At 73.5% G+C, this 25,759-nt stretch carries 18 protein-coding genes, 1 pseudogene and 1 riboswitch; of the genes and pseudogenes, 7 read left to right on the forward strand and 12 right to left on the reverse strand.

The window, feature by feature from the left end; all coding sequences use genetic code 11:
* Positions 1 to 2: 2 nt before the first annotated feature.
* Both HB370_RS41690 and HB370_RS03975 read right to left on the reverse strand, forming a co-directional pair.
* Positions 3 to 249, reverse strand: a pseudogene (locus tag HB370_RS41690) (BRCT domain-containing protein); the annotation flags it as partial.
* Between the two features lie 291 nt (positions 250 to 540).
* Entirely contained in the window at positions 541 to 1,311 is a 771-nt protein-coding gene (locus HB370_RS03975; RefSeq protein WP_051815287.1) for an SUMF1/EgtB/PvdO family nonheme iron enzyme, read from the reverse strand.
* A gap of 284 nt (positions 1,312 to 1,595) precedes the next feature.
* Between HB370_RS03975 and HB370_RS03980 the strand changes: the two genes are divergently transcribed.
* Positions 1,596 to 2,096 (forward strand): DUF4232 domain-containing protein, encoded by a 501-nt coding sequence (locus HB370_RS03980; RefSeq protein WP_030775812.1) that lies wholly within the window; start codon positions 1,596 to 1,598, stop codon positions 2,094 to 2,096.
* A gap of 81 nt (positions 2,097 to 2,177) precedes the next feature.
* Here HB370_RS03980 and HB370_RS03985 read toward each other — a convergent pair whose 3' ends face one another.
* From HB370_RS03985 to HB370_RS03995, 3 genes are read right to left on the reverse strand one after another with little or no spacing between them, the layout of a single operon-like run.
* Complete coding sequence (locus HB370_RS03985; RefSeq protein ID WP_030775810.1) at positions 2,178 to 3,182, reverse strand: ABC transporter substrate-binding protein; 1,005 nt, start codon at positions 3,180 to 3,182, stop codon at positions 2,178 to 2,180.
* 9 nt (positions 3,183 to 3,191) lie between these two features.
* The gene (locus HB370_RS03990; RefSeq protein WP_030775808.1) at positions 3,192 to 3,959 is read right to left on the reverse strand and encodes an ABC transporter ATP-binding protein; all 768 of its coding nucleotides are present in this window, start codon (positions 3,957 to 3,959) and stop codon (positions 3,192 to 3,194) included.
* A 2-nt stretch (positions 3,960 to 3,961) separates the two neighbouring features.
* Entirely contained in the window at positions 3,962 to 4,984 is a 1,023-nt protein-coding gene (locus tag HB370_RS03995; RefSeq protein WP_208974505.1) for an iron ABC transporter permease, read from the reverse strand.
* 140 nt (positions 4,985 to 5,124) lie between these two features.
* Positions 5,125 to 5,260, reverse strand: a riboswitch (cobalamin riboswitch).
* A gap of 864 nt (positions 5,261 to 6,124) precedes the next feature.
* Here HB370_RS03995 and HB370_RS04000 point away from each other — a divergent pair.
* Together HB370_RS04000 and HB370_RS04005 are read left to right on the forward strand one after the other, a co-directional pair.
* Positions 6,125 to 7,636 carry an FG-GAP-like repeat-containing protein gene (locus HB370_RS04000; protein ID WP_051815232.1) on the forward strand — a complete coding sequence of 504 codons (1,512 nt, stop codon included), beginning with the start codon at positions 6,125 to 6,127 and terminating at the stop codon, positions 7,634 to 7,636.
* Positions 7,637 to 7,824: 188 nt separating this feature from the next.
* A complete protein-coding gene (locus HB370_RS04005; RefSeq protein ID WP_030775800.1) occupies positions 7,825 to 11,610 on the forward strand; it encodes a hypothetical protein in 3,786 nt (1,261 codons plus the stop codon).
* Positions 11,611 to 11,654: 44 nt separating this feature from the next.
* Here the strand turns inward: HB370_RS04005 and HB370_RS41330 are convergent, their stop codons facing one another.
* Both HB370_RS41330 and HB370_RS04015 read right to left on the reverse strand, forming a co-directional pair.
* Positions 11,655 to 14,945: a glycoside hydrolase family 172 protein gene (locus HB370_RS41330; protein ID WP_078637299.1), complete on the reverse strand. Its 3,291-nt coding sequence runs from the start codon at positions 14,943 to 14,945 to the stop codon at positions 11,655 to 11,657.
* Positions 14,946 to 14,965: 20 nt separating this feature from the next.
* On the reverse strand, positions 14,966 to 16,579 hold the full coding sequence (locus HB370_RS04015; protein WP_244405405.1) for a VCBS repeat-containing protein: 1,614 nt from the start codon (positions 16,577 to 16,579) through the stop codon (positions 14,966 to 14,968).
* Between the two features lie 215 nt (positions 16,580 to 16,794).
* Here HB370_RS04015 and HB370_RS04020 point away from each other — a divergent pair, with 215 nt between their 5' ends.
* The gene (locus HB370_RS04020; RefSeq protein WP_030775794.1) at positions 16,795 to 17,712 is read left to right on the forward strand and encodes a glycoside hydrolase family 16 protein; all 918 of its coding nucleotides are present in this window, start codon (positions 16,795 to 16,797) and stop codon (positions 17,710 to 17,712) included.
* 306 nt (positions 17,713 to 18,018) lie between these two features.
* Here HB370_RS04020 and HB370_RS04025 read toward each other — a convergent pair whose 3' ends face one another.
* The 3 genes from HB370_RS04025 to HB370_RS04035 all read right to left on the reverse strand — a co-directional run bounded on the left by HB370_RS04025 (position 18,019) and on the right by HB370_RS04035 (position 22,037).
* A complete protein-coding gene (locus HB370_RS04025) occupies positions 18,019 to 19,050 on the reverse strand; it encodes a medium chain dehydrogenase/reductase family protein (protein WP_030775790.1) in 1,032 nt (343 codons plus the stop codon).
* Positions 19,051 to 19,204: 154 nt separating this feature from the next.
* A complete protein-coding gene (locus tag HB370_RS04030) occupies positions 19,205 to 20,098 on the reverse strand; it encodes a phenylalanine 4-monooxygenase (RefSeq protein ID WP_037700174.1) in 894 nt (297 codons plus the stop codon).
* A 718-nt stretch (positions 20,099 to 20,816) separates the two neighbouring features.
* Positions 20,817 to 22,037 carry an MFS transporter gene (locus tag HB370_RS04035; RefSeq protein ID WP_030775785.1) on the reverse strand — a complete coding sequence of 407 codons (1,221 nt, stop codon included), beginning with the start codon at positions 22,035 to 22,037 and terminating at the stop codon, positions 20,817 to 20,819.
* Positions 22,038 to 22,134: 97 nt separating this feature from the next.
* On the opposite strand from HB370_RS04035, the gene HB370_RS04040 reads away from it, so the two are divergent.
* Together HB370_RS04040 and HB370_RS04045 are read left to right on the forward strand one after the other, a co-directional pair.
* Positions 22,135 to 22,599, forward strand: coding sequence for a helix-turn-helix domain-containing protein (locus HB370_RS04040; RefSeq protein WP_030775781.1), 465 nt, complete (start codon positions 22,135 to 22,137; stop codon positions 22,597 to 22,599).
* A 155-nt stretch (positions 22,600 to 22,754) separates the two neighbouring features.
* A complete protein-coding gene (locus HB370_RS04045) occupies positions 22,755 to 23,405 on the forward strand; it encodes a 2'-5' RNA ligase family protein (RefSeq protein ID WP_051815283.1) in 651 nt (216 codons plus the stop codon).
* Between the two features lie 375 nt (positions 23,406 to 23,780).
* On the opposite strand, the gene HB370_RS04050 is transcribed toward HB370_RS04045, so the two are convergent.
* Together HB370_RS04050 and HB370_RS04055 are read right to left on the reverse strand one after the other, a co-directional pair.
* A complete protein-coding gene (locus HB370_RS04050) occupies positions 23,781 to 24,155 on the reverse strand; it encodes a hypothetical protein (RefSeq protein ID WP_030775775.1) in 375 nt (124 codons plus the stop codon).
* 183 nt (positions 24,156 to 24,338) lie between these two features.
* Positions 24,339 to 24,743, reverse strand: coding sequence for a helix-turn-helix domain-containing protein (locus HB370_RS04055; protein WP_030775772.1), 405 nt, complete (start codon positions 24,741 to 24,743; stop codon positions 24,339 to 24,341).
* A 61-nt stretch (positions 24,744 to 24,804) separates the two neighbouring features.
* On the opposite strand from HB370_RS04055, the gene HB370_RS04060 reads away from it, so the two are divergent.
* Complete coding sequence (locus HB370_RS04060) at positions 24,805 to 25,656, forward strand: MBL fold metallo-hydrolase (protein ID WP_030775769.1); 852 nt, start codon at positions 24,805 to 24,807, stop codon at positions 25,654 to 25,656.
* Positions 25,657 to 25,759: the final 103 nt, after the last annotated feature.

The following is a 25,759-nucleotide window of genomic DNA, read 5'->3' on the forward strand; positions in this document are numbered from 1 at the left end:
CGTCAGTCGAGCAGCTCCGCGACGCTTGCGGCGGACTCGCCGGGGACGGCGCGGCGGACGCCGAGGGACTCGGCCTTCGCACGCCTGGAGCCGCTCGCCTGCGACGACCGGGCTGGTGTTCTTCGGGACGCTGCCCGACGACGTGCCGCCGGCGCGCTCGATCAGCTCGTTCATCCGGCTGCGGGAGAGGTCCGCGAGAGGGCCGGTCATCGCACCGGTGACCACGACCTTCATCCCGGCCGACGGGCCCGCGTCCCCGTCGCCCCCGTCTCCTCCCCTTCCGGGGCGGGCGGAGTGGGCCCGCGACGCGCGTACCGACGGGCGTGATGACGCCGCGCCCGGCCGCGCGGTCGATGAGCGCGCTGTGCACCGCCTCGGTCAGCTCCGTGGTGAGTGCCTCGCCGGTGCCGGGCAGCGGCAGCAGTCCGTAGGCGAACGTCATCTCGACCGTGTACGCGCGGTCCTTGGCGCGCAGGGTGTCCGCCGCCGCGTTGCGCGGATACGAGTCCACCCCCTTTCGGGGTTGCCCAGTACGTGGTCCTACGCGGCCGGGGCCGCCAGGCGGAAGCCCACACCGATCGCTTCTGGATCCGGCTCGTAGGCGCCGTGCCTGCGGGCGCAGCGGGCGAGGTCGCGGTCGTGGCGGAAGGCGCCGCCTCGGGTGACGTGCGGGTCGAACGCCCACCCCTCGGTGTTCGGTACGCCGGCGGGCGCCCCGGGGTAAGGGGCGTACCGGGTGGAGGTCCACTCGTCTGCGTTGCCCGCCATGTCCAGCACCCCGAACGGGCTGGCGCCCTCGGGGAACGAGCCGACGGGTGTCGTGGTGCCGATGCCGAGGTCCACAAGATTGGCCAGGCCGGTGCGGTACTCGTCCCCCCAGGGGAATTCACGGTCGTCGTCCCCCCGTGCCGCGCGCTCCCACTCGTCCTCGGTGGGCAGCCGTACGGCGAGGCCGCCGAGCCGCTCCCCGAGCCACCGGCAGTAGGCCGTCGCCGCCTCCCAGGCGACCCCGATGACCGGATGGTCCGTCGGCGCCTGGGGGGCCGGTCGCCGCGTGGCCGCCGCGAAGCGTTTCCACTGGCCCACCGTGACCGGGGTGCGGGCGATCCGGAACGCCGGGACGTGGATCTCCGCGCGCGGGGCTTCCTTCAGGTACCACTCCATCGGCACACCGGTGTCCGCGTAACGGCGGGCCACCGCCGCCACCTCGTCGACCGGCGTGCCCCGACGCACCACCCCGGCCGGGATGTCGACCCAATCCACTTGCTCCACCTGCACGGCTCCTCCTCGGCTCGAGCGGACGGATCTCATGATCACCCCCTCGCGCGGGGCGTCCATCGGCCTATGGACCTGCCGCGACAGCGACTTTGGAACGAGGACGCCGGTCCCGGGACCCAGTGCCTCGCTCGCCGCGCACCTCGACTCAGCCGGGTGTACGCCGTCACGCACGGTGACCGCGCCGACCCCCGCCCGCTCAGCGGTTCAACGTTCAGTGGTTCAGCGTTCAGTGGTCAGCGGTTCAAGAGGGGTCTGTCGTCCCGTACGCGGTACCGGATACCTGCCAGCCACTGCCGCCACACTTATCGGAGGCCCTGATGCAGCGCGTCCAGAACCTCGCACGCCGGGTCGCAGCCGGCGCCCTGGTCTCTTCCCTTTCCGCCGTCGTCCCGGCCGCGGCCGTCCCCGGCTCACCTGCCTGCGAGCACGTCACCTTGTCCTGGGCGGGTGGTACGGCCAAGCAGGGCGGCGGCAGCGACCGGCAGGAGACGGCCCGCGTCCAGGTGAAGAACACCGGGGACCGTGCCTGCTCCCTGCTCGGCGCGCCGTCGGTCGAGCTCACCACGGACGGCGTACCGGAAAGGCTGCTCCCACAGCGAGGAGGCGCCGGCGTGGATCTCGCTCCCGGCAGGACCGCGACGTTCACCATCACCTTCCTCGGCGACACCGGGAGGAACGGGAACGAGATCATCCGTCCCGACCAGGCCGTGGTCACCCTGCCCGGCGGTACCGTGAAGACCCTCGCGTGGCGGTGGGGCAGCGTCACCCGGCAGGAGGCCGCCAGCCGCCCGGGCAACTACGTCAGCCCGGTCGCCTGACCCGGCCCGTACCGCTCGGCGACCCGGGCGCCGAACAGCGCCACTCGTGCGACCCGCCTCGGGTACTCGGCGAACGGCTGCTCACCGGCCGGCCGGTACCGTCCGCAGGTAGTCGCCCAGCCGGGCGATGGCCGACGGGTTGCGGGGGCTCTCGACCAGGTCGGCGTAGTCGAGGGAGACGATCCTGCGGTGCTTGACGGCGGAGACGTTCCGCAGCGGGGCGTAGGAGAGCAGGAATTCCTTCTTCTGCTCGGCACTGACATCGCCGTAGTCGCAGATGACGATGACCTCCGGGTCACGCTGCACGACGGTCTCCCAGCCGACCGTGGCCCACGAATCCGCCAGATCGTGCATGACGTTGACACCGCCGGCCTCGGTGATGATCTGTTCCGGGGCGGCGTAACGGCCGGAGGTGAAAGGGGCGTCCCGGCCGCTGTCGTAGAGGAAGACCGAGGGACGGTCGGCCCCCTGGGGCGCCTCGGCCCGCACCTGTGCGATCTGCCTTTTGAAGTCGGCGATGAGCGCGGCCGCACGCTTCTCGACGCCGAAGAGCCTGCCCAGGTTGGTGAGGTCGGCGTACAGGGCGTCCAGCGGTGGCATGATGCCGCGGGATGATTTCGAACGGCCGTTGTGGCAGGACTCGGTGAGGATGTACGACGGGATGCCGAGCTTCTCCAGGGCGTCGGGGGTGAAGCCGCCGTCCTCGCGGAAGCCGTAGTTCCAGCCGGCGAAGACCAGGTCGGCGCGGGCATCGAGGACGTTCTCCTTGGTGAGCTGGTCCTTGGACAGCCACGTCGTCTTCTCGTAGCCGTCCTTCCACGGCACACCGCGCAGGTCTCCCTTTTCGTCGGGCATGGCGAAGCCGGCCATGCGGTCCTCCAGGCCCAGGGCGAACATCAGCTCCGTGATGCCGACGTCATTGGTGACGACCCGCTCGGGGACCTTGTCGTACGTCACCCGGCGCCCGCAGTTGGTCAGGGTGACCGATGACGAGGACTTCGCGTCCCGGGAGGACTCCACCGTGGCGCCGCATCCGGTTGCGGTCGCGGCGAGACAGAGGGTGGCGGCGAGGAGCTGCTTGCGCATGGGCGTCCTTCAGGTGGTGGGCGGAAGCAGGTCGAACAGCAACTGGCGGGCGCCCGTCGCGGGATGCCGCACGGTGTGGGCACGGACGCCGAACACCTTCGCCAGCAGCGGGGGTTCGAGGATGCCATGGGGTGGCCCGGAGGCGACGATCCGGCCACCGTCGAGGACGTACAGGACATCGCAGTGGGCTGCCGCCAGGTTGAGGTCGTGGAGGGCGGCCAGTACGGTCGGGCCGCTGCCGCGGACCAGGGACAGGACGTCCAACTGGTGGGCGATGTCGAGGTGGTTGGTGGGTTCGTCGAGAACCAGGACGCGGGGCTGCTGGGCGAGGGCGCGGGCGAGGAGGACGCGTTGCTTCTCGCCGCCCGACAGGCCGAGGAACCCGCGGTCGGCGAGGTGGGCGACGCCGGTGCGTTCCATCGCCCGAGTGCAGATCTCCCGGTCCGAGGCGGCCGTGCGGCCCTGGTGCGGCAGCCGTCCCATGGCGACCACCTCGGTGACGGTGAAGTCGAACTCGGCCGAGGATTCCTGCGGCAGTGCGGCCAGTACCCGGGCGGCGGCACGGGGGTCCATGGCGTGCAGGTCGCCGCCGTCCAGCCGTACCACTCCCCCGGACGGCCGCAGGGCCCGGTAGAGGGAGCGCAACAGGGTCGTCTTGCCGCTGCCGTTGGGGCCGACGAGTCCGACGAACGCCCCGCTGCCCACGGTGAGGTCGACATGCTCGACCAGGCGGGTTCCGGCGGTCTCGATCGTGACGTCGTCGATGTCGAGTCGCATGCTCAGCGCCCCCCGAACGCGTAGCCGCCCCGCCGCATCAGCAGCAGGAACGCGGGCACGCCGACCACCGCGGTGATCACTCCGACCGGCAGCTCGGCCGGGGCGAGAACCAGCCGGGACAGCACGTCGGCCCACACCAGCAGTACGGCCCCGGCGAGCGGGGCGACGGCCAGCACGCGCCGGTGGTCGGCGCCGACCAGCATCCGTGCGACGTGCGGCACCATCAGCCCGACGAATCCGATGGCACCGCTGACCGCCACCACCGTCCCGGTCACGGCCGCGGTGACGACGAACAACTCCCGGCGCAGCCGGACCGGTCCCACGCCCAGGGCGGCCGCGGTCTCATCTCCCATGGCGAGCGCGTTGAGCGCCTCGGCCCGTCGGCGCAACCAGGCCCATCCGGCCGCCACGGTGACGGCGGCGAGCGGCACCTGGGCCCAGGTGGCGCCGCCCAGGCTGCCGAGCAGCCACATCATCGCCGACCTGGCCGCCTCGCCCCGGGCCGCGCCGAACACCATGACGGTGGTGACAGCCTGGAAACCGTACGCCAGTGCCGTGCCGGTCAGGATCAGCCGCAGCGGTGTCAGGCCCTGCGGGGAGCGGGCCACGGCGTACACGAGCGCCATGGCCGCGAGTGCCGACACGAAGGCCGACGCAGACAGCGCCCAGACCCCGAGCCCGGCGAACGCACCGAGGAGGATCACGGCGTTGGCGCCCACCGCCGCGCCCGAGGAGATGCCGAGGACGAACGGGTCGGCCAGCGCGTTGCGCACCAGAGCCTGCACGGCGACACCTACGGCCGCGAGACCCGCTCCGACCGTGGCGCCGATCAGCACCCGTGGCAGCCGGATCTCCCAGACGATCGTGTAGGCGGCCGCGTCGCTCGCGCGTACGGTGCCGCCGGTGAGCCCGGCCCACAGGAAGCTCGGCACCTCCGCCCAGCCGACCCCGGCGGCGCCCAGCGCCACACCGCCGACGAGCGACACCAGGAGCAACAGCAGCAGGGACAGACTGAGCGGCAGCACAGGGATGCGGCTGGGGGCCGTCCTTCGGCGCACGGGTGGGCCGTCCTTCACACGGGCCGCCTGCTGAACGTCGAGCAGGAGCAGCCCGCGCGGCCGTACCCGGCCGGGCGATCCTCTCTCGCAGTCCACGGCGAGCAGTCAACGGGTCGACACGCCCCCGCAGGCGATCGGGCTCGCACGGCACCCCTGGATCGCGGTGCCGTGCACACCGTTGCGGGTCAGCGCCGGACTCTCACCGGACTTCCCCCACGGAAGGCGAGGCAAGCCTAACAAACAGCCTCCGCCGCCTCTTTCGCGGAGCACCGCCCGGGCAACCGGAGCAGGAGGGGCAGGGGGCAGGGGGCAGGACAGCTGACGCCGATCGGGGCAGCGCTTGGTGAGGTGGCCGAGGTAGTCGTCGGCGGTGGTGCAGGACCGGCCCTGGGCGCTGCGTCGGTGCGGTCCGAGGTCTCCGTCGGCGTGGACGCGCACGGTGGTCGTGGCCGGGCGGGCCGCCGGCACGGCGGGCCTCCTGCTGCCGGCCGAGGGCCGGATCGACGACGATTTCGAGGGCGCTGACAGGGCTGCGTCGCGCTTCGATGAGGTCGAGCGACAACGCCAGACGTTCGACGATCATCCCGTCGTTGGCGTGGGGGTGCCGACACGCTCCAGCCACACGGATCCGACCGAGCACGCCCGCTGCGGCGATCGTGCGAGCGGCTCGGTCGGGTGCGTCCGGCCGTCGGGGGCGCGACGGCTGATCCGCCCGCGCCGGTCCGCCCCCGCGACGACTCCGGACAGCGCGGCCGCGCCGCGCGGCAAGGCGTCGAGCCCGGCGCCCGCGGTGACCGGTGTGTCAAAGTACGGGACGACCTTGAGGCTCTCGCCGGCCTCGGGATCGAGAGTGGTGAGCCGTCCGAGGAGCTCCTGCGTCTGCTCTTCCTCGCTCAGGCAGCCAGTCCACCGACGCCCTCTGCCCCGCCCACCGCTCCCTCCACCCGGCCGGATCAGGCTTTGAGCAGGCGCACCGAGCAGCCACGCGGCACCGGCTGCCTGCCCGGGAGCTTTGTTCACCCCCGTGAAGGGGCTGCCGAACAACGGCCGGACCGCTGAAGTCGGCATCGGAAGAACCGTGAACGGTACCCCGGAGGGAAGATCCGCATGCGCATCCGCACCAGTGGCGGAACAGGGCTGTCGCGCCGTCTGTCGGCGGCCGCCGTGAGCTGCCTGGCGTTCCTGTCCGTTCTGACGGCGACGGCACCGTCGGCCCACGCCGATGACGGGCCGGCCGGTGACGTGTTCGTCTCGTTGTCCGACGGCGGCAGGTTCGTCCAGAACGGCTGGAAGTGGCACGATCACTTCGGCATCGGCAACGAGACGCCCCTCACCGGCGACTTCGACGGCGACGGCAAGGACGACGCCGTGACCTTCACCCGCGGCGACGCGGCCGACGTCTACGTCTCGCTGTCCGACGGCGGCAGGTTCGTCCAGGACGGCTGGAGATGGCACGAACACTTCGCTGTCGGCAACGAGACGCCCCTCACCGGCGACTTCAACGGCGACGGCAAGGACGACATCGTCACCTTCACCCGCGGCGACGCGGGCGACGTCTACGTCTCGCTGTCCGACGGCACCAAGTTCGTCCAGGACGCCTGGAAATGGCACGAACACTTCAGCATCGGCGACGAGGTCCCGGCCGTCGGTGACTTCAACGGCGACGGCAAGGACGACATCGCGACCTTCACCCGCGGTGACACCGCCGACGTGTGGGTGGCGCTGTCCAACGGCCAGGGCTTCGGCACGTCATCCGTCTGGCACAACCACTTCGGCGTCGGCGGCGAGGTCGTCGACACCGGTGACTTCGACGGTGACGGCAAGGACGACATCGTCACCTTCACCCGCGGCGACGCGGCCGACGTCTACGTCTCGCTGTCCGACGGCACCAAGTTCGTCCAGGACGCCTGGAAATGGCACGACGGTTTCGCCGTCGGCAACGAGATCCCCACCGTCGGCGACTTCAACGGCGACGGCAAGGACGACGTCGTCACCTTCACCCGCGGCGGCGCCGCGGACGTCTTCGTCGCGACCTCCGACGGCGCGAAGTTCCTCGGCACCGGCCAGAAGTGGCACGACAGCTTCGCGGTCGGCACCGAGGTGCCCCGGGTGGGCGACTTCAACGGCGACCACCGCGCCGACGTCGCCACCTTCCTCCTCGGCGGCACCAGCGCCCTGCGCCAGCACATCGCCGACATCGCGCGCAGCCAGATCGGCGCGACCAACGGCAAGTGCGCCTACGGCCCCTGCGGCCTCGACTGGTGTGCCATGTTCGCCACCTGGACCTGGGAACGTGCCGGCATCGTCGGCGTTCCGCGCGGCTTGTACGTGGCCACGGCACTCGGCACCTGGGGGCAGCAGCGCGGGCTGTTCAAGGCCCGGCCGGCCGGCCAGACCGGCAGCCCGGCCGTCGGCGACTGGGCCGTCTACGGAGCCCCGGGCTCCGGCACCGGTGGCCATGTCTCGGTGGTGGTCGCGGTGCACGGCGACGGCACCATCACCACGGTCAACGGCAACTACAACGACAGGGTCGTCGAGACCCGCATCAACCCGGCCACCCACCGGGCCGGCTCCCGCAACGTCCTGATCTCGGGCTACGTCAGCCCGCCGGGCGCCTGACGGAGACCGCCCCACCGCCGTGACACCGCGTCACGGAGCGCCCCGCGCCCGGCTCCCGCCGGAAACCGCGCGGGGCGTCACCGCGTGGGTACGGCCCGCCCCGACAAACCGGACCGTGCTGCGGGATGCCACGCGACGCGTCTACTGTGCACGGTGGGAATCGGGGAAGTTCGGGGACGGGGATCGGCATGGGTCGTCGTGAGGCTCCACTGGATCCGAACGCGGGGCCGGTGGAACGGTTCGCGTTCGAACTGCGCAAGCTGCGGCAGGAGGCGGGCGGACCGACGTACCGGCAGATGGCCGCAGGCGCCGGGTACTCTGTCGCGACCTTGTCGCAGGCCGCCGCGGGGCGGCAGTTGCCGTCGCTGGCGGTCACCCTGGCGTACGTGCGGGCCTGCGGCGGCGACCCGCGGGACTGGGAGGCTCGGTGGCGGGAGGCCGCCGGGCAGGAGGCCGAGCAGCGTGCGGCCACCGACGACGCCGTACCGCCGTACCGGGGGCTGGCCCGTTTCGAACCGCAGGACGCCGATGTCTTCTTCGGCCGGGACGCGCTCGTCGGCCGGCTGTCCGAGCTGTGCCTCGCCCGCCGTCTGACGGCGGTGCTCGGCCCCTCCGGCAGCGGCAAGTCCTCGCTGCTGCGCGCCGGCCTCATTCCCCGGCTGCGCGACCCCGCGGGACCGCTGCCGCGCCCCGCCGCGGTCCGCGTGCTCACGCCCGGCCGCCGGCCGCTGACCACGCACCGCGACCGGCTCGCCCCCGCGGCCGGGGTCGACGGCGACACCTGGCTGATCGTGGACCAGTTCGAGGAGCTGTACACGCTCTGCGCCGATCCGGCGGAGCGCGACGCGTTCACCGACCGGCTGCTCACCGCCCTCGCACCGGACAGCCGGCTGCGCGTGGTCATCGCGGTGCGCGCCGACTTCCTGGGCCGCTGCACCGAACACCCGCGGCTCACCGCCGCGTTGCAGGACGCCACCGTACTGGTCGGGCCGATGACGCGCGACGAGCTGCGCCAAGCGATCACCGGGCCCGCGACGGCCGCCGGTCTGATCGTCGAACGCCCCCTGACCGCCCGGGTCCTGGACGACGTGGAGGGCGAGCCGGGCGGACTGCCGCTCATGTCCCACGCCCTGCTGGAGACCTGGCGGCACCGCAGGAACCGCAGCCTGACCCAGGCCGCCTACGAGGAGGCGGGCGGCCTGCACGGCGCCATCGCGCGCACCGCCGAAGAGGTGTACGCGGACCTGACACCGGCCCAGGCCGATCTCGCCCGCCGGGTCTTGTTGCGCTTGGTCGCGCCGGGCGGCGACGGCGCACCCGACACCCGCCGTCCCGTGGACCGGACGGAGCTGGACGGCGCCGGCCCTGCCGGTGAGACCCGTTTCGTCGTGGAGCGTCTGGTGCGCGCCCGCCTGCTCACCGCCCAGGGCGACACCGGGGGGACCGAGGGGGGCGGCGGCACGGTCGAACTGGCCCACGAGGCTCTGATCACCGCCTGGCCACGATTACGGGACTGGATCGACAGCGAGCGCGACCGGCTGCGCGTCCACCGCCACCTGACCGAGGCCGCCCGGGCCTGGCGGGCCGCCGGCCACGATACGGCCCTGCTGTACCGGGGCAGCCGGCTCGCCCGCGCCGAGGAGACCTTCCCCGCCCCGGGCGGCTCCCTGACCCCCGACGAACTCGCCTTCCTCGCCGCCTCGGCCCGCCAGCGCCGTCAGGCCGTACGGCTGCGGCGCACCGTCACCGCCCTGCTGGCGGTGCTGGCGATCCTGGCGTCGACCGCCGCGGTCGCCGCCTTCCGGCAGCGTGCCGTCGCCCAGGCGGAGCGCAACACCGCCGTCTTCAACAGGATCACCGCCGAGGCCGACGGCGCCCGCCCCACCCAGACGTCGCTGGCGGCTCAACTGGACCTCACCGCCTATCGGTTGCGTCCGACCCCCGACCTGTACACACGGCTGGTCGCCGACGGCGCCACCGCCCTGTCCCGCCCGCTCACCGGCCACACCGACATCGTCGCGTCCGCGGTGTACTCCCCCGACGGCCGCACCCTCGCCACGGCGAGTTACGACCGCACGGTCCGGCTGTGGGACGTCCGCGACACCACCCGCCCGGCGCCGCTGGGACGGCCGCTGACCGGTCACACCGACGCCGTCACCGCCGCCGCCTTCAGCCCGGACGGCCGCCTCCTGGCGACCGGGGGCGCCGACCGGACGGTCCGGCTGTGGGACCTGACCGACCGCTCCCGTCCGGCGACCGCGGGACCACCGCTGACCGGTTGTGAGGAGGCGGTCAACTCGCTGGCCTTCGGTCCGGACGGGCACACGCTGGCCGGTGCGAGCGACGACCACACGGTCCGGCTGTGGGACGTCACGGACCGGCACCGGCCCAGGGCCCTCGGCCGGCCGCTCACCGGCCACACCGACGAGGTCAACTCCGTGGCCTGGACGTCCGACGGGCACACCGTGGTCAGCGCCGGCGTCGACGGCACCGCCCGGCTGTGGGACGTCACCGACCCGCGCCACCCGGCCCGGCGGGGACGGATCACCGTCAACACCGCGGGCGTGTACCAGGCCGCGCTCAGCCCGGACGGGCACACCCTGGCCACCGCGGGCAACGACGCGCTGGTACGGCTGTGGGACATCACCGATCCGCGCCGGCCCAAGGCGCTGGGTTCGCCGCTGACCGGCCACACCGCGGCCGTGTGGTCCGTGGCCTTCAGCCCCGACGGCGCCACCCTGGCCAGCGCGGGCTACGACGACACCCTGCGGCTGTGGGACGTCGCCGACCCCCGCTACCCCGTCCCGCTCGGCGAGCCGCTCACCGACCACAGCGACGGTGTGTGGTCGGTGCGGTTCGCCCCGGACGGGCGGACCTTGGCCAGCGCCGGCTACGACCACACCGCTCGGCTGTGGAACCTGCCCGCCACGGTGCTCCCGGGGCACGGCGGCGCTCTGTCCGCCACGGCCTGGAGTCCCGACGGGCGGCTCCTCGTCACCGTGGACAACAACGGCGTCCGGGCCTGGGACACGACACGTCCCGACCGCCCGCGTGCCCTGGGCGACCGGCTCACCGGCTCCGCCGGACCACTGCGGGCGCTGGCCTTCCTCCCCGCCGGCCGGGTACTGGCCGGCGCCGGGGACGACGGCACGCTGCGCCTGTGGGACCTGGCCGACCCACGGCGCCCGCGGCTGCTCGCCCGGCCCGCGACCCCCGGCCGAGAACCGGTCGGCGCGGTGGCGTCCGGCCCGGACGGCCGCACCCTCGCCACCGGGGACGAGGACGGCACGATCACCCTCTGGGACGTCACCGACCCGCACCACCCGCTCCGCCGCGGCGACCCGCTGACCGGCCACCGCGGGAAGATCACCGCGGTCGCCTTCAGCCCGGACGGGCGCACCCTGGCCAGCGCGTCCGAGGACGACACCGTACGGCTGTGGCGACTCGCCGACGGCCCGCCCCGCCCGCTGGGCAAGCCGCTGACCGGGCACACCAACTGGGTGACGGCGCTCGCCTTCAGCCCCGACGGACGCGCCCTCGCCACCGCGGGCGTGGACCGCGCCATCGTGCTGTGGAACGTCACGGCCGCGGACCACCCGGTGCGCTACGGCGGTCCGCTGACCGGTCACCGCGACTGGGTGACCGCGGTCGCCTTCAGCCCGGACGGCCGCACCCTCGCCAGCGGCGGCTACGACCGCACCGTGCGGCTGTGGGACGTGGCCGACCGGTCCCGCCCCACGGCGCTCGGCCGGCCGCTCACCGGCCACACCGACGCGGTCGTCTCGGTGGCGTTCAGCCCCGACGGGCACACGCTGGCCAGCGCCGGCTGGGACACCACCACCCGGCTGTGGGAACTGCGGCAGGGCCGGGACACCGCGCGGATCTGCGCCGCCACCGGACAGGGCCTCACCCGGTCGCTGTGGCGCCGCCACGTGGGGCAGTTGCCCTTCGACCCGCCGTGTTCCAAGCGGTGAGCGCGGCGGGAACGCGTCCCGCCGCGCCGGTCCGCACGCCGGACTCAGCCGGCGAACTCCACCTGGCTGGGGCGCGGCCATTCGCCGCCCACCGCGAAATGGCCGTGCCAGGGGCTCCCGGCGGGCCGGAGGGCACCGCCGTCGGACAGCGCCACGTACACCTGCGCCGTCGAGCCCCGGGTGAACGCCACGGCGTCCGTCCGGCCGTCCCCGTCGAAGTCACCCGTACCGGGCACCTGGTCACCGGCAGCGAAACCCTCGTGCCAGCGCCAGCCGTCCTGGACGAACCGGGTGCCGTCGGACAGGGAGACGTAGACGTCGGCGGTGTCGCCACGGGTGAAGGTGGCGATGTCGTCACGGCCGTCCCCGTCGAAGTCACCGACCGCCGGGAGTTCCGTACCCGTGGCGAAGTGACCGTGCCACTGCCATCCGTCCTGCCGGAAGAGGCTGCCACTGGACAGGGAGACGTAGACGTCGGCGGTGTCACCGCGGGTGAAGGTGGCGATGTCGTCGCGGCCGTCCCCGTCGAAGTCGCCCACCGCCGGGAGTTCCGTACCCACGGCGAAATGGTCGTGCCACTTGCGGGACGGGGCGAACGACGAACCCGTGGACAGGGAGACGTAGACGTCGGCGGTGTCGCCACGGGTGAAGGTGGCGATGTCGTCACGGCCGTCCCCGTCGAAGTCACCGACCTCCGGGACCTCCGCACCCACCGCGAAGGTGTCGTGCCACTTGACACCGTCCCCGGTGAAGCGGGAGCCGTCGGACAGGGCCACGTAGACGTCCGCGGCCGGCCCCCGGGTGAACGTCACCACGTCCGCGCGACCGTCCCCGTCGAAATCACCGGTCAGCGGGATCTCCGTACCGGCGGCGAAGTGCTCGTGCCACCGGACGCCGTCGCCCGAGAACCGTGAACCCGTCGAGGTGGCCGCGTACACATCGGCGGTGTCGCCGCGCGTGAAGGTGACGATGTCGTCGCGGCCGTCGCCGTCGATGTCGCTGCGGGTGGGCGTGGCGGCGCGGCCGGACGCGGTGCCGCCCACGTCGCCGGTACGGCCGGCGAAGTCGACCGCCACCACGCGGTAGTACCAGGTCTGCCCCGCCTCGCGGACCCGGTGTGTGAACGCCGGGACCCGCGCGGTGCCGAGCAGGGTCTCCGCGCCGACCGGGGCGGGGGACGAGGTGGCGCCGTACACCCGGTACTCCCGCACGCCGGTGTCATCGGCGGGTTCCCGCCAGGTCAGGTGCAGCGCGTGCTCCGTGCGGCCGGCCGGCGTCGGCGTGTCCGTGGCGGCGGGCGCCTTCGTGTCGGTGTACGTGCCGGGGGCCACGCTGTCGGCGGTGTACCGGGCGGCCGTCCAGGCGGGCGCCCCGGTGGTCGGCCGCAGTTCCACCCGGATCCGGGTCCGGCCCGCCGTGGCGCTCGCCGGGAGCGGGAAGGCGTCGGTCAGCCAGCGCTGCACCCCGTTGCCCAGGGGCTGCGTCCAGGTCCCCACGTCCACGCCGTCCACCAGCACCCGGGCGGACTGGTGGCCCTTGGCCTGGTCGGAGGTGCGGCGCAGGAGCACACCCTGGTTGGCGCCGTCGACCGCCAGGCCGAAGGACACCGGCGAGGACGTCGACCGCAGGGCCCGCGTGACGCGGTCCTCGTCGTCGTCGCCCTCGTACACCGAGGTCAGCTCCGTCTGGGTCGCCGGGCCGCTGTCGGTGTACTGGTGGCCGGTACGGGCGGCCGCGTCGCCCACCTCGAGGGTGTCCGTGCGGTGCGCGGTGGCCTCGGGCCGGGCGTACAGGTAGGCGGTGGAGCCGTAGACCGCGGCGGCGTCGTTCTGCGGGCCGTGCTCCATGCCGAACCGCAGCGCGGTGGCGTAGCCCACGGAGTCGGACAGCATCAGCCGGTAGGCGGCGTCGCACTCGTGAGGGCAGCCGGTGCCGCCCTCCTGGTGGGCGGTGTTCCCGGTGAACGGAGCGGTGAACGTGCCACGGTTGAAGTACCAGCCCGACTCGTAGAAGTCCTCCGTCCCGGTGCCGTGCACCTGCGGGGTGAGCGCGCCGTCGACCCGCACGCGCTCGTCGCCCTCCAGGTACTGGCGGGTGACGCCGGCGGTGATCCGCCCCCGCATGGTGTGCGACACGCCGACGAACTTGCCGCTGCCGGTGCGGTCGGCGAAGAGCCAGTCCTGGCCGGGCACCGTGTCGCCGCCGTGGGATTCGGTGGTGAAGTACGCGGCCGTCCCGCCGGGGGCGAGCGCGGTGGCCCACTGGTCGTCGGGAGCGGACGTCACCTGGGTACCGATGCCCGCGAGGGGCCGTCCGGTGGTGTTGACGAGGCTCACCGTCGCCGAGGAGCGGTACGGCATCGGCCACCAGGCGGTGTACCAGCCGCCGGCGCCCGCGTCCACGGAGAACATCAGCGAGCGCACCGCGTGCTCGCCCAGTCCGGAGCCGAAGAACTCCCCGAGGGGCGAGTCGACGGTGGTGCGCCCGTCGAAAGCGATCCGCAGCCGCAGCCCGTTCAGCGTGTCATCGGTGGCGTCGGCGTCCGGGACGCGTACCCGTACGGCGGCGATGCTGCCCGGTCCGGTGGCCCGTGCGACTTGGGCGGTGGCGCCGGCGGCGAGATCCACGGTGCCCGTCGCGGTGGTCGCGCCGGGCCGCGCGGGCTTGGGGTCGCGGGTTCCCGCGGCCCTGAGCGCCGCGAGCACGTCGTCGGCGCGGTCGGACGGGTCGAACCGTGTCACCCCCTCAGCGTCGGTGAAGTGCCGGTAGGTGACGTGGTGGAAGAGCGGATTGTGCCGCACCGTGACCCGCATCGACTGCCGGTAGGGCATCGGTACCTTGATGTACACCCCGCCGGAGCTCTGGTCCGCGTCGGCGACCAGCGGATAGGCGAACGGCGCGCCGAGGGCACCGTCGACCACGTCCTGGAGCGGCGCGTCGAGCACCGTGACACCGTCGAGTTCGACGGTGATGGTGCCGGTGGCCGTGACATCACCGCCGTCCCTGGTGAACCAGATCGACGAGATCTCGCCCGCGCCGGTGTCCTGCGCGATCACGCAGCCCGCCGCGGTCTGGGAAAGGCACGAGTACTGGCCCGAGAAGCCGTCGTCGTTGCCGCCGGCCCGGTCGAAGCCGGAGTACTGGCGGGTCTGGGTGCCGGGGCTGAGGTAGGGGAGCCGGTCGAGGCGGCGGAAGGCGTCCCAGCCGACCGGGCCCTTGTCGGTCGCGGCCGCCATGGCCGCCGGGGAGGCGGCCGCCCGCTGTCCGGGCGCGGCGAGGCCGAGCACGGCGAGCAGCAGGGCGACGACCGCCGCCACCGGAATTCGAGTACGCATGTTGTCTCCCGGGTGCCGGCTCAGAGGGTGGTCTCGCCGGGGAGGCCGAAGAAGTCGTGCCATTTGCCGGCCGTGGCGCCGTCGCCGAACCGGGAGCCGTTGGACAGGGCCACCCAGACGTCGTTGGTGCCACCCTTGGTGAAGGTGACGATGTCGTCCTTGCCGTCGCCGTCGTAGTCGCCGACGTAGGGGAACTCGCCTCCCGGGGCGAACCAGCCGTGCCAGGTCGGCGCCGTCCGGCCGTCGCCGAACGACGACCCCGTGGACAGGGCGACGTACACGTCCGCCGTCGTGCCCTGGGTGAAGGTGGCGATGTCGGCCTTGCCGTCGCCGTCGAAGTCGCCGACCCGGGGCAGTTCGGCGCCGGGTGCGAACCAGCTGTGCCAGATCCGCGCGCCGGTGAACGAGGTGCCGGTCGACCGTGCCACCCATACGTCGGCGGTGGTGCCCTGGGTGAAGCTGATCAGGTCGGCCTTGCCGTCACCGTCCACGTCGCCGACGGCCGGGTACTCCCCGGCCGGCGCGAACCAGGTGTTCCACAGCTGGCCCGGCCCGAACGACGTGCCGTTGGACAGGGCCACCCACACATCGCCCTCCGCGTTGTGCGTGAAGGCGACGATGTCGTCCTTGCCGTCACCGTTGACGTCGCCGACCGCGGCGACCTCCTGCCGGGGCGCGAACCACTCGTGCCACTTGGCCGCGGTGCCGAACGAACCGCCCTGGGAGGGCGCGACCCACACGTCGCCCTCGGCACCGTGCGTGAAGGCGACGATGTCGTCCTTGCCGTCGCCGGTGAAGTCGCCGGTCAGCGTGGTCTCACCGCCGAGACCGAAGGTGTCGTGCCACTTCTGGGTGGTGCCGGCGAAGGCGGTGCCGGTCGAGGTGGCCACGAAGGCGTCCTCGGCGGCGTTCTTGGTGAAGGTGACGATGTCGTCCTTGCCGTCGCCGGTGAAGTCCGCCGGGGAGCCTGCGAGCATGTCGGCGGTACGGGCCGCGGCACCCATCAGCCCGCGTGCCAGGGACTCGGCCTCGTCGTACCGGCCGGGGTACGCCGAGCGCTGCACGCTCTGCGCGAGCCGGCCGGCGGTGTACTCCGGGTGCGCCCGGTCGTTGGCGATGGCACGGGTGACGAACTGGGTGGCGGCGTACACCGGGTCCATGATCTGCTCCGGGCTGCCCCAGCCCTGGCTGGGGCGTTGCTGGAACACGCCGAGGGAGTCGGAGTCGCCGCAGTCGAGGTTGTTCATGTGCGACTCCACCCAGCCGGCCTCGAACGCGGCGAGCATCACCTTGTCGTTGGCGTCGTGCCTGCGGGCGACCCGGTGCACCATGACGAGGACCGACGGGTCCTCGTGGGCCGGCACCGCGCAGGCCGCGTCGAGGAACTCGGCGTTCGCCTCGTGGGGCGCGGGGTACGGGGCCGGGCCCGACGCGGCGTGGGCGGGCGCCGCGGCGCCGATGGAGACGAGCAGCGCGGTGGCGAGGGCCGGTAACCATCTGTGGCGGAGGACCGGTCGGACGGTCATGGGGCAGAACCTTTCGTCGGGGAACTCGGAGATCTCGGAGGTCTCGGAGGTGTTGGCGGAGTCGGTGACGTCGGCGAAGCCGGGGCGTCGGAGCGGACGGGATGTCACCGAGTCCAGCGGCCGGCGGGGTTGTCCGGCAGCCCCCTGAGCCCGTTGAACAAAGCGACACCGTTGTTCAGCGGGGCCGCGGGCTGGTGAACAAAGCGGCCCACCGGTGGACTTGACCTCCGTCGCACCCGCCGGAAGCGAGCCACGCCGTACGGCGGTAACCGCGGGGCGGACACCACCGGGCCGCCCTCCGAACCCACTGCGAAAGGAAACCGATGACCCGCAGAATCCCGCTCGGCCGTCGGACGGCCACCGCCACCGTGATTCTGGTGCTCGCGGCCATCGGCGGACTCGCCCCGGTCCGTGGACCGGCGGCTCACGCCGTGCCGGGCGCGCCCACGGTGCCGGCGGAGCACGTGCCGGCCGTCCGCGCGGCCACGGCGTCCGTCGCCACCGCCGCGGAACGGTACGGCTGGGGGACGCCCCTGCCACAAGCGTCGGACGAGTTCGACTACGGTTCACCGGCCGCGCCCGCGAAGCCCGACCCGGTCAAGTGGGAGCAGGCGGGGGACGAGGACGGCTGCTGGCCGGGCAACGGCCGTCTGGGCGGCCACCGTTGTGCCGAGAACAGCGGGGTGGTGGGCGGTGTACTGCGGCAGGTGGGCGAGACGAACGGCGACACCGGATGGCTCGCCTCCCGCTTCGGGCAGCGCTACGGCCGCTGGGAGGCGCGGGTACGGTCGTCCGAGACGGGACTGGAGGGGCGGGAAGTCACCGAGCGGTACCAGCCGCTGCTGATCCTGTGGCCCGACTCCGAGCGCTGGCCGCAGGACGGCGAGTACGACTACCTGGAGAACGACACGCCGGGCGGCGACTGTGCGCAGGCCTACCTCCACTACCCGCACGACGAGAACGTCCCGGTGCAGCAGGAGTGGGCCACCACATGCGGGACCGACATGACGGAGTGGCACACCATTGCCATCGAGTGGACACCGGACCACGTCCGTGGATACGTGGACGGGCAGCAGACGTACAGCTTCTCCGGCGGCGCGGACGAGGTGCGCCGCTGCATCCAGTGCGCCCCGTCGATGCACCAGACGATCCAGCTGGACAGCACTCTGCCCGACCCCGACACTCCGGTCCGCGCCGCGGTCTACGAGGTGGACTGGGTCAGAACGTACGCACTCGACTGACCCGGAGCCCGGTATCCCCTGCGTGCGGCACCGAGTTGGTCCACACAGCTCCAAGTCCCGCCCCTACGCGGGCAAGGCGATCGACATCAGCCGCATCAGGGGAAGCATGTCGGGTCCGGTGCCCCGCACAGGGCGCTGACGGCCGCCTGCCGCAAGCTGGGGGCCACGGAAGTCCTCGGCCCGGGCAACGCCGGGCACGGCAGGCACGTGCACTGCGCCTGGCCCCGCTGAACATCCGCCGCAGCGGCCAGGACGGCGAGAAGAGTGCAGTCGTCGGGGGGTGCGTGCGTGTCAGGGCTTGATGTGTCAGGCGTGCAGGACGACCTTTCCGGCGACGGTGCCGGACTCGGCCAGCCGCATCGCTTCGGCGACCTGGGTGAGGGGCAGTTCGGCGGCGATCCGGGCGGTGATCTCGCCCCGGCGCAGGGCTTCGAAGACCTCGGTGAGGTCGTGGCGCAGCCGGGCCCGGAAGCGGTCGCGGTTGAGGGCGCGGCCGGCCCAGACGTTGTAGAAGTAGGCGTGGCGGCGGTTGGGCAGGGTGTTCCACAGCCAGACCCGGGCCAGCAGCTTCAGGACGGGCCACTGCTTGGAGCCTTCGGCGTCGCGGGTGGAGGCGCTGCCGTAGGAGACGAGTGTGCCGCCGGGGGCGAGCAGGCTCCAGGAGTCGGTGATGCCACGGCCGCCGACGTGGTCGAAGACGGCGTCGACGCCGTGCGGGGCGAGTTCGCGGACACGGGCGGGGATGTTCTCGGTGCGGTAGTCGATCGGGGTCACCCCCTGTTCCCGCAGGGCGGCGTGGTGACGTGCGGAGGCGGTCCCGATCACCCGCGCGCCCGCGGCCCGGGCGAGCTGGACGAGGACGGATCCCACGCCTCCGTTGGCGCCGTGCACCAGTACGGTCTGGCCGGCGCGCACCCGGGCCTTTCGGTGCAGCATCTGCCAGGCCGTGATGCCATTGATCACCACGGTCTCCGCCGCGGCGGCGCCGATCCCGTCCGGAACGGGCACCAGATCGGCGGCGTCGAGGACCACGTGGCTGGCCCATCCGCCGACCTTCAGCAGCGCGGCCACCCGGGTGCCGACCAGACCCGCGTCGACACCCTCACCGGTCGCCGCCACGGTGCCGACCAGGTCGTAGCCGGGGACGAACGGGAAGGGCGGCTGGTCGTAGTAGCGGCCGCGGCGCATCTGCTGCTCCGCGAAGGAGACACCGGTGGCTTCCATACGGACCACGACCTGGCCCGGACCGGCACTCGGAACGGCCCCGTGCCGCACCTGGAGCCCCTCCGGCTCGACCCTGCCCGGCAGCACGACCTCGACCATCGTTTCGGCGTTCATGAGGACCTCCCTCGACCGCCAGCTCTGTTAGCGGCTGGCATTTCCGTTAGAAGTTATAACTCGCACGCCGAGTGATGGTCAAGAACGTTCGTAATAGGGTCTAACGGCGAGCCGCCGGGGCCCGCGGCCGAACCCGCCGAGCGGGCCCGCAGGCTCAGCGGCCGACGGCGGTGCCCTCCGCACCCGGGGCCGGCCGTCGGGCCGGTGCGTCGTCATCCAGGTCCTCCAGGAAGCCGCCGAGGATGTCGGTCACCTCGTCCAGGGTGCGGGCGCTGAAGAGGACCGGCTGGTAGCCACGGATGTCGTAGGGGGTGGCGAGCATGGCGTCGATGTCCAGCGGCCGGACATCGGCCGCGCGCAGCCGACCGATCTCGCCGTAGGACGACAGCAGGGCCGCGCCGTACGCCTTGGGGATCCCGCCCTCGTCGAGGACGCCGTACTCCAGGGTGAACCAGTACACGTCGCTGATCATCTGCAACACGTCCGCGCGCTCCACCCGCATCGCCGCCTTCCCGATCAGGCGGTAGATCCGGGCGAACGCGGGCGAGGCGAGGTGGATCCCGTGGCCGAAGACGTCGTGGATGACGTCGGGCTCGGGGGTGAACAGCGGTACGGCGGGGTGCCGGACGAACTGCACCGCGTGGAAGTAGCCGTCCGCCATCGATCCCAGGAACCGTTTGTTCTCGACCACTCCCCCGGCGAGGGTGAAGTCGAACCCCGTCAGCCGCCGCAGGCGGGCACCTACCTCGGCGTGCTGCGGGATGTGGTCCGCGGGGATCGGAGCCCGCTCCCTGGCCTCGAGGGCGGCACGGCACGCGTGCTCACCCTGGGCCGACCACAGCGCCCGGTGAACGGTGCGCCAGGTTCTCTCCTCGTCCTCGGTGTAGTCCACGGGCGGGGACGGGTCGCCCACCCGGTGGCCGCGGGCCCGCGAGGCGATCTCCCGACGCCGGAGCAGGTAGTCCGGATCGCTCAGGCCGGGGTGCTCGCCGGCCTCGCCCAGCCGGCCGTCGGCCGCGACGGGCGTTCGCACCTGGATGCCGCTCATCAACCGATCATTCCTTCCCGGTCCCGGTCGGTCGGGCGGTACTCGTGGCAGCGGACACGTGCCCCGGCCGGCACCGAACCGACAGAGGCGTGACGACCGGACCGGCACACGGCGTGGTGACCGGGCCACAGCGCACAGCGCCGGGACGGCGGTCACGGGTGGGGACCTGCGCGGTCACCCCGACTACCGCCCGAGGCATCTCGGTTCGCGTGCCCGCCGCCTCTCACGGCGGCCGGGGCCGCGGGCCCGGACCGGCCGGCGACGAATCCCCCGGACCGACTGTTCAGCTAGCTCACTCGTTCGAGTGCATCGAGCGTGGCGCACGCCTTCCGTGGACAGTCTCCTCTCAGCACGACCGTTCGGCCACCGGCGCGGGGTGGCGGTACGGCGTGGTGGTCCTGCCGTCACCGTGGGTGTGGGCCGACAGGGGGTGCGCCGACGCGGGAGGGCCACGCCCGCGCGGGAGCGCCATGCCGGTGCGGGAGCACGGCGCCCGCGTGGGAGCACGGCGCCCGCGCGGCGGAGCCGGCCGCTCGTCGCCTTCCGTCCGCCTACGGCGCCAAGCCCCCGGCTCGCCGCCGTACCCTCCCGGACCGCGCCGTTCCGCCGGACCGGGGCGCGGCCGCCCCCCGGCCGGAGGCCCGCCCCGTCGGCACAGCGCGGCCCGCGGCCGCGGGCCGGGCGGCCGGGTCGCCGCTCGAGCGCGGGCGGGGCGGACTCACGGCGTGCGGGTCGTCGCCCACAGCAGCAGGGCGGCGCAGCTGAAGGCCGCTCCGAGCGCGGACACCCCGGGCCATCCCGCCGCCGCGTACGCCAGTGAGGAGCCGGTGGCGCCGAGGGCGCTGCCGGCCGAGTAGAAGATCATGTAGCCGCCGATGATCCTGCTTCCCGCGTCCGGGCGCACCGCGTGGATGAGGGTCTGATTGGTGACGTGCACGGCCTGGACGGCGAAGTCCAGCAGGACCGTTCCTACGGCGAGCGCCCACAGCGACTGCCGGGTGAAGGCCAGCGGGAGCCACGACAGGGCGAGCAGGACCAGCGCGGTGCCGGTGGTGCGCTGCGCGAGCCCGCGGTCGTTCCAGCGGCCGGCGATGCCCGCGGCCAGCGCGCCGGCCGCCCCGGCGAGCCCGAACGCGCCGATCGCGGTGTGCGACAGCGACCACGGGGGGCTGCTGAGGGGCTGGACGACACTGCTCCACAGGGTGCTGAAGGCGGCGAAGACGAGGAGCGCCAGCGCGCCGCGCACCCGGAGCAGGCGGTTGCCGGCGAACAGGGTGACGGTGGACGCGAGCAGGCGCCGGTACGGAAGCCGGGCCGCCGGAGGCGGACCGGCCGGCAGGGCGCGGCGCAGCAGCACGGCGAGGGTGGCGGTGACGGCGGCCGAGAAGAGGTAGACGGATCGCCATCCGGCCAGGTCGGCCAGGACGCCCGCCACCGTGCGGGCCAGCAGGATGCCGGTGATCACCCCGCTGGTGACCGCTCCGACGACCCGTCCCCGGAAGGCCGGAGCGGCGAGGTGGGCCGCCGCGGCGACCATCGTCTGGGCGACGACGGCGAGCGCGCCGACCATCGCGAGGGCGGCGAGCAGCACGGCGGTCCCGGGTGCCAGGGCGACCGCCAGCAGAGCGGCGGCGAGCAGGCCGAGCTGGAGCGTGATCAGCCTCCGGCGGTCGGCCAGGTCGCCGAGCGGGACGAGCAGGAACAGGCCCGCCGCGTAGCCGGCCTGGGTGACGGTGACGATGGCGCCGAGCAGGCCGGAGCCGAGCGAGAACCGCTCGCCGAGGGTGACCAGCAGGGGCTGGGCGAAGTAGACGTTGGCCACCGCGCTGCCGCAGGCGATGGCGAAGAGCAGGACCAGGCGCGCGGGCGGCGGTCCGGTCGGTGCGAGCGCGGTGTTGCGGGCCGTCCGTCCGCTCGTCGTGGAGCAGTCACTCGGCATACGGCACCCTCCCCATGGTGGTTGCAAGTTGCTACCTGTCGGACTCTAGGACGCACTGGTAGCGTGTTGCAACCAGGAAGTGAAGGAGGGGAGCCCGATGGTCGCCCGCACCCGGCTCGACGCCGACCCCTGCCCCGTCGCCCGGTCGATCGACGCCATCGGCGACTGGTGGTCGCTGCTGATCGTGCGTGACGCCTTCGACGGCAGCCGCCGTTTCGGCCAGTTCCAGCGCAGTCTGGGAATCGCCAAGAACATCCTCACCACCCGGTTGCGCGCGCTGGAGCGGGCCGGGGTGATGGAGACCGTGCCGGCCTCCGACGGCAGCCCCTACCACGAGTACGTGCTCACGGAGAAGGGCCGCGCCCTCTTCCCCGTGATCGTCGCGCTGCGCCAGTGGGGCGAGTCCCACTGCTTCGCCCCCGGGGAAGCGCACTCGCGGCTTCTCGACCGGCGCGACCGGCGCCCGCTGAGCCCACTGGAGATCCGCTCCGGCGACGGACGCCCGATCGGCCCGGAGGAGACGGTCGTCGAAAAGCTCGATCCCGCCGACGGCACCCGTTAGCGGACCGGCCCCGCCCGCGAGGCGGGTTGCACCGGCCGGCCCGCGGGCGTTCCCTGAACGTACCGGCGGCGCGGCGGAACCACGGCCGCGCGAACCGGCCGTCCCCAGGCCGCACACGGCCCCGGGCGCGGACGAGCGAAAGGCGTGTGACGGCGGTGCGAGACACGGGGGACGGGGGCACGGAGTCCGACGAGCCGGCGGCCCTCGGCGGGGCCGGGCCGCCCGACGTGCTCGCGGTGGCGTCGACTCCCCGCACGGCGGTGGCGTGGCTGCCGCCGCCCCGGCTCTGGCCGCCGATCCAGGACATCCGCTGGGAGCACGATCCGCAGGTACGGCGGTGGCCGCCGCATGTGAACGTGCTGTTCGGGTTCGTGCCGGAGGAGGAGTTCGGGCGGGCCGTGCCGCTGCTCGGCGCCGCGGCGGCCCGCACCCCTGCGTTCACGGCACGGCTGTCCGGTGTGCGTTTCTTCCGGCATCGGCACCACGCCACGGTCTGGCTCGATCCGGCCGCCGCCGGTCCGGCACCGTGGGCGCGCCTGTACCGGGAGTTGGAACCCTCGTTCCCGTTGTGCCGCGGGCGCGGCGGGGGCTTCACCCCGCATCTGTCGCTCGGCCGCACCCGGGACCCCCGGCGCCTGGCCGCCGAGTGCGCCGTGCGGCTCGGTGCGCTGTCGGCGGCGGTCGAGGAGCTGGTGGTGCTGTCCCGGCGCGGTGAGGGTCCCATGCGGCCCCGGGCAGTGATCACGCTGGGCACGGGCGAGGTCCGCTGGCCGGCGGAGGATCTGGACTGCCCTGGCTACGACTGAGGGGGGACCACTGAGGGTGCGCACGGGCAGCCGGGGCCGGGCGCGGACGGCGGGCGTGGACCGGCGGGCTCGCCGGTGGCCGGGCGCCGGGCAACGCGGGCGGTGGTGGAGGGGACGACCGCCGTCGGCTCCGTTCACCTCGCGGACGTGGGCGCCGGCGGGCCGACGTAGCGTTCACTTCGCACCGGCGCGGCCGGCCGGCCGGGGCCGTACCGGCCACCGCACACCCGCAGGTGCCCCGGTCCCCGGTACGGCCCGGTGCTGATCGGCCGCGTCGGCCCCTCCCCCACCTCCCGTGGGCCTTCATGGCCGGTCTCGCGGCCGCGTGACCGAAGTGGCACGGGAGGTGCGGCGGGAGGGCCGGTGCCGGCCCGGTCAGTTCAGCGGCGCGGGGGCCGGCGTGCCGTAGAAGGTGACCGCGGGCCAGCCACGGGACGCCAGGAGCTTGTTGATCGCGTCGGCGATCTCCTGCGGGGTGACGGAGTAGGTCGCCGGCATCTCGGCGGCGTTCGCGACGCTGAACTTGATCTCCAGCTCGGAAGGCATGTCGTTGCCGGTGTCCCGCTCCGACCGGCCGCCGAAGAGCGTCCCCTCGGGGAAGGTGGCCGCCGTGCTCGCCGCCTCGGCCTGGACGGCCTGGGCGGGCTCTGCGGCCTGGGCGGGCGACGCCGAGGCCGTACCGGCGATCACCGCGCCGGCGGCGGCCGTCCCCGAGTACCCGATCAGGGACCGCCTCGAAATGCTGCTCATAACTCCCCCTCTTTTCCCGGCCGTCGGGTGTTTCCCGAGGCCACTGCTTGATCGTAAGCGCATGCGAGGACGGCGGGGGCAGAATGATGTCGTCCGTTTCGCGGCGGTCCCGGGCCCGGGTGCGACCGGTCGTCGCCGCTCACCCCGGACCGGCCGGGTGCGTACGTTCACCGTGGCCGGCGTTCAGGCGGAGGTGTCCCGTCGGGCCGTGCCCCACTCCCACATGCCGCGCAGCACCGGTTCCAGTGCGCGGCCGGGGCCGGTCAGCTCGTAGCGGACCCGGGGCGGCCAACCGGGGATCCGGTGGCGTTCGATGACACCCGCCCTGGTCAGCTGGGCCAGCCGGTCCGAGAGGACCTTGTCCGAGAGGGAGGGCAGGGCGGCGGACAGCTCCGTGTAGGTGGCCTGGCCACGGCGCAGGAACTCGCGGAGCACCAGCGGGGTCCACCGGCCGCCCAGGGCGGCGAGGGTGATGTCGACGGGGCAGCGCGGCTCGTCACCGGGCGGCACGAGGGCGTCGTCCGGGCAGTCCGCCAACGGGCCGTCCCGGTCGGGTGTCCGCTGGTGTCCAACCGTTTGGTGAGTCACGAGGGCACCTCCTAGCGTCGGTCGTGAACAGCCCACCCATACGCGCTGTACAGGGGGAATCATGCGTATTCATCATCTCAACTGCGGTTCCATGCGGGAGATTCCACCGCTGTACGAGGAGTCCTCCGGGGCGGGTGCCGTGGACCGGGCACGGCCCCTGGTCTGCCATTGCCTGCTCGTCGAGACGGACGCGGACGGGCTGGTCCTGGTGGAGACCGGTCTCGGCACCGCCGATCTCCCGGACCCGGAGCGGTCGTTGGGGGCGGACTGGGTGGCGTACGCGCGGCCCGCCCTGGACCCGGAGGAGACCGCGCTGCGCCAGGTCGTACGGCTCGGGTACGCGGCGGCGGACGTGCGGCACATCGTGCTCACCCACCTGCACCGCGACCACACGGGAGGGCTGCCGGACTTCCCGCACGCGCGCGTACACGTGCACCCCGGCGAGTACCGGGCCGTCAGCGATCCCGAAGCAGCGCACCACCGGCACAGCCTGGACCGCTTCATGCCGACGCACCGGGCACACGGTCCGCTGCTGACTCCCGCGCCGGTGACGGAGCGCGCGGAGTGGTTCGGTTTTCCGGGCGTGGCGCGACCGGAGGGGCTGTCGTGCGAGCTGCTGCTGGTGCCGCTGCCCGGTCACTCGGCGGGGCACGCGGGCGTGGCCGTGCGCGACGGCGACGGACGGTGGCTGCTGCACGCGGGGGACGCGTACATGTACCACGGGGAGCTGGACGCCGACCCGCCGTTCGCCCACCCCGTCCTCGAACCGGTCCAGCACGGCGCGCAGACCGATGCGGCGGCGCGCGTCGCTACCCGCGACCGCCTCCGTCACCTCAAGCGTGCCCACGCCGACGAGGTCACGGTCTTCAGCGCACACGACCCCTGGGAGTTCGCCCGCCTCGCCGCCCGGTGACCGGTACACGCTCGGTCTCGCCCGACGGCGCGCCGCACGGCCCGGCGGCGGAACCTTCTCGGCCGGGACCGGCGGCCGAGGCGGGGCGACAGCGCGGCCGGAA

Origin of the sequence: Streptomyces sp. DSM 40868, from assembly GCF_011820545.1 — a bacterium.
Classification (GTDB): domain Bacteria; phylum Actinomycetota; class Actinomycetes; order Streptomycetales; family Streptomycetaceae; genus Streptomyces; species Streptomyces eurythermus.

Excerpts from the sequence above, each read along its gene's own strand:
- HB370_RS03980 (WP_030775812.1), top strand. The coding sequence starts at position 1,596 with ATGCAGCGCGTCCAGAACCTCGCACGCCGGGTCGCAGCCGGCGCCCTG.
- HB370_RS04020 (WP_030775794.1), top strand. The coding sequence starts at position 16,795 with ATGACCCGCAGAATCCCGCTCGGCCGTCGGACGGCCACCGCCACCGTG.
- HB370_RS41330 (WP_078637299.1), bottom strand. The coding sequence starts at position 14,945 with ATGCGTACTCGAATTCCGGTGGCGGCGGTCGTCGCCCTGCTGCTCGCC.
- HB370_RS03990 (WP_030775808.1), bottom strand. The coding sequence starts at position 3,959 with ATGCGACTCGACATCGACGACGTCACGATCGAGACCGCCGGAACCCGC.
- HB370_RS04035 (WP_030775785.1), bottom strand. The coding sequence starts at position 22,037 with ATGCCGAGTGACTGCTCCACGACGAGCGGACGGACGGCCCGCAACACC.
- HB370_RS04000 (WP_051815232.1), top strand. The coding sequence starts at position 6,125 with ATGCGCATCCGCACCAGTGGCGGAACAGGGCTGTCGCGCCGTCTGTCG.
- HB370_RS04025 (WP_030775790.1), bottom strand. The coding sequence starts at position 19,050 with ATGAACGCCGAAACGATGGTCGAGGTCGTGCTGCCGGGCAGGGTCGAG.
- HB370_RS03985 (WP_030775810.1), bottom strand. The coding sequence starts at position 3,182 with ATGCGCAAGCAGCTCCTCGCCGCCACCCTCTGTCTCGCCGCGACCGCA.
- HB370_RS04040 (WP_030775781.1), top strand. The coding sequence starts at position 22,135 with ATGGTCGCCCGCACCCGGCTCGACGCCGACCCCTGCCCCGTCGCCCGG.
- HB370_RS04030 (WP_037700174.1), bottom strand. The coding sequence starts at position 20,098 with ATGAGCGGCATCCAGGTGCGAACGCCCGTCGCGGCCGACGGCCGGCTG.
- HB370_RS04050 (WP_030775775.1), bottom strand. The coding sequence starts at position 24,155 with ATGAGCAGCATTTCGAGGCGGTCCCTGATCGGGTACTCGGGGACGGCC.
- HB370_RS03975 (WP_051815287.1), bottom strand. The coding sequence starts at position 1,311 with ATGAGATCCGTCCGCTCGAGCCGAGGAGGAGCCGTGCAGGTGGAGCAA.
- HB370_RS04060 (WP_030775769.1), top strand. The coding sequence starts at position 24,805 with ATGCGTATTCATCATCTCAACTGCGGTTCCATGCGGGAGATTCCACCG.
- HB370_RS04005 (WP_030775800.1), top strand. The coding sequence starts at position 7,825 with ATGGGTCGTCGTGAGGCTCCACTGGATCCGAACGCGGGGCCGGTGGAA.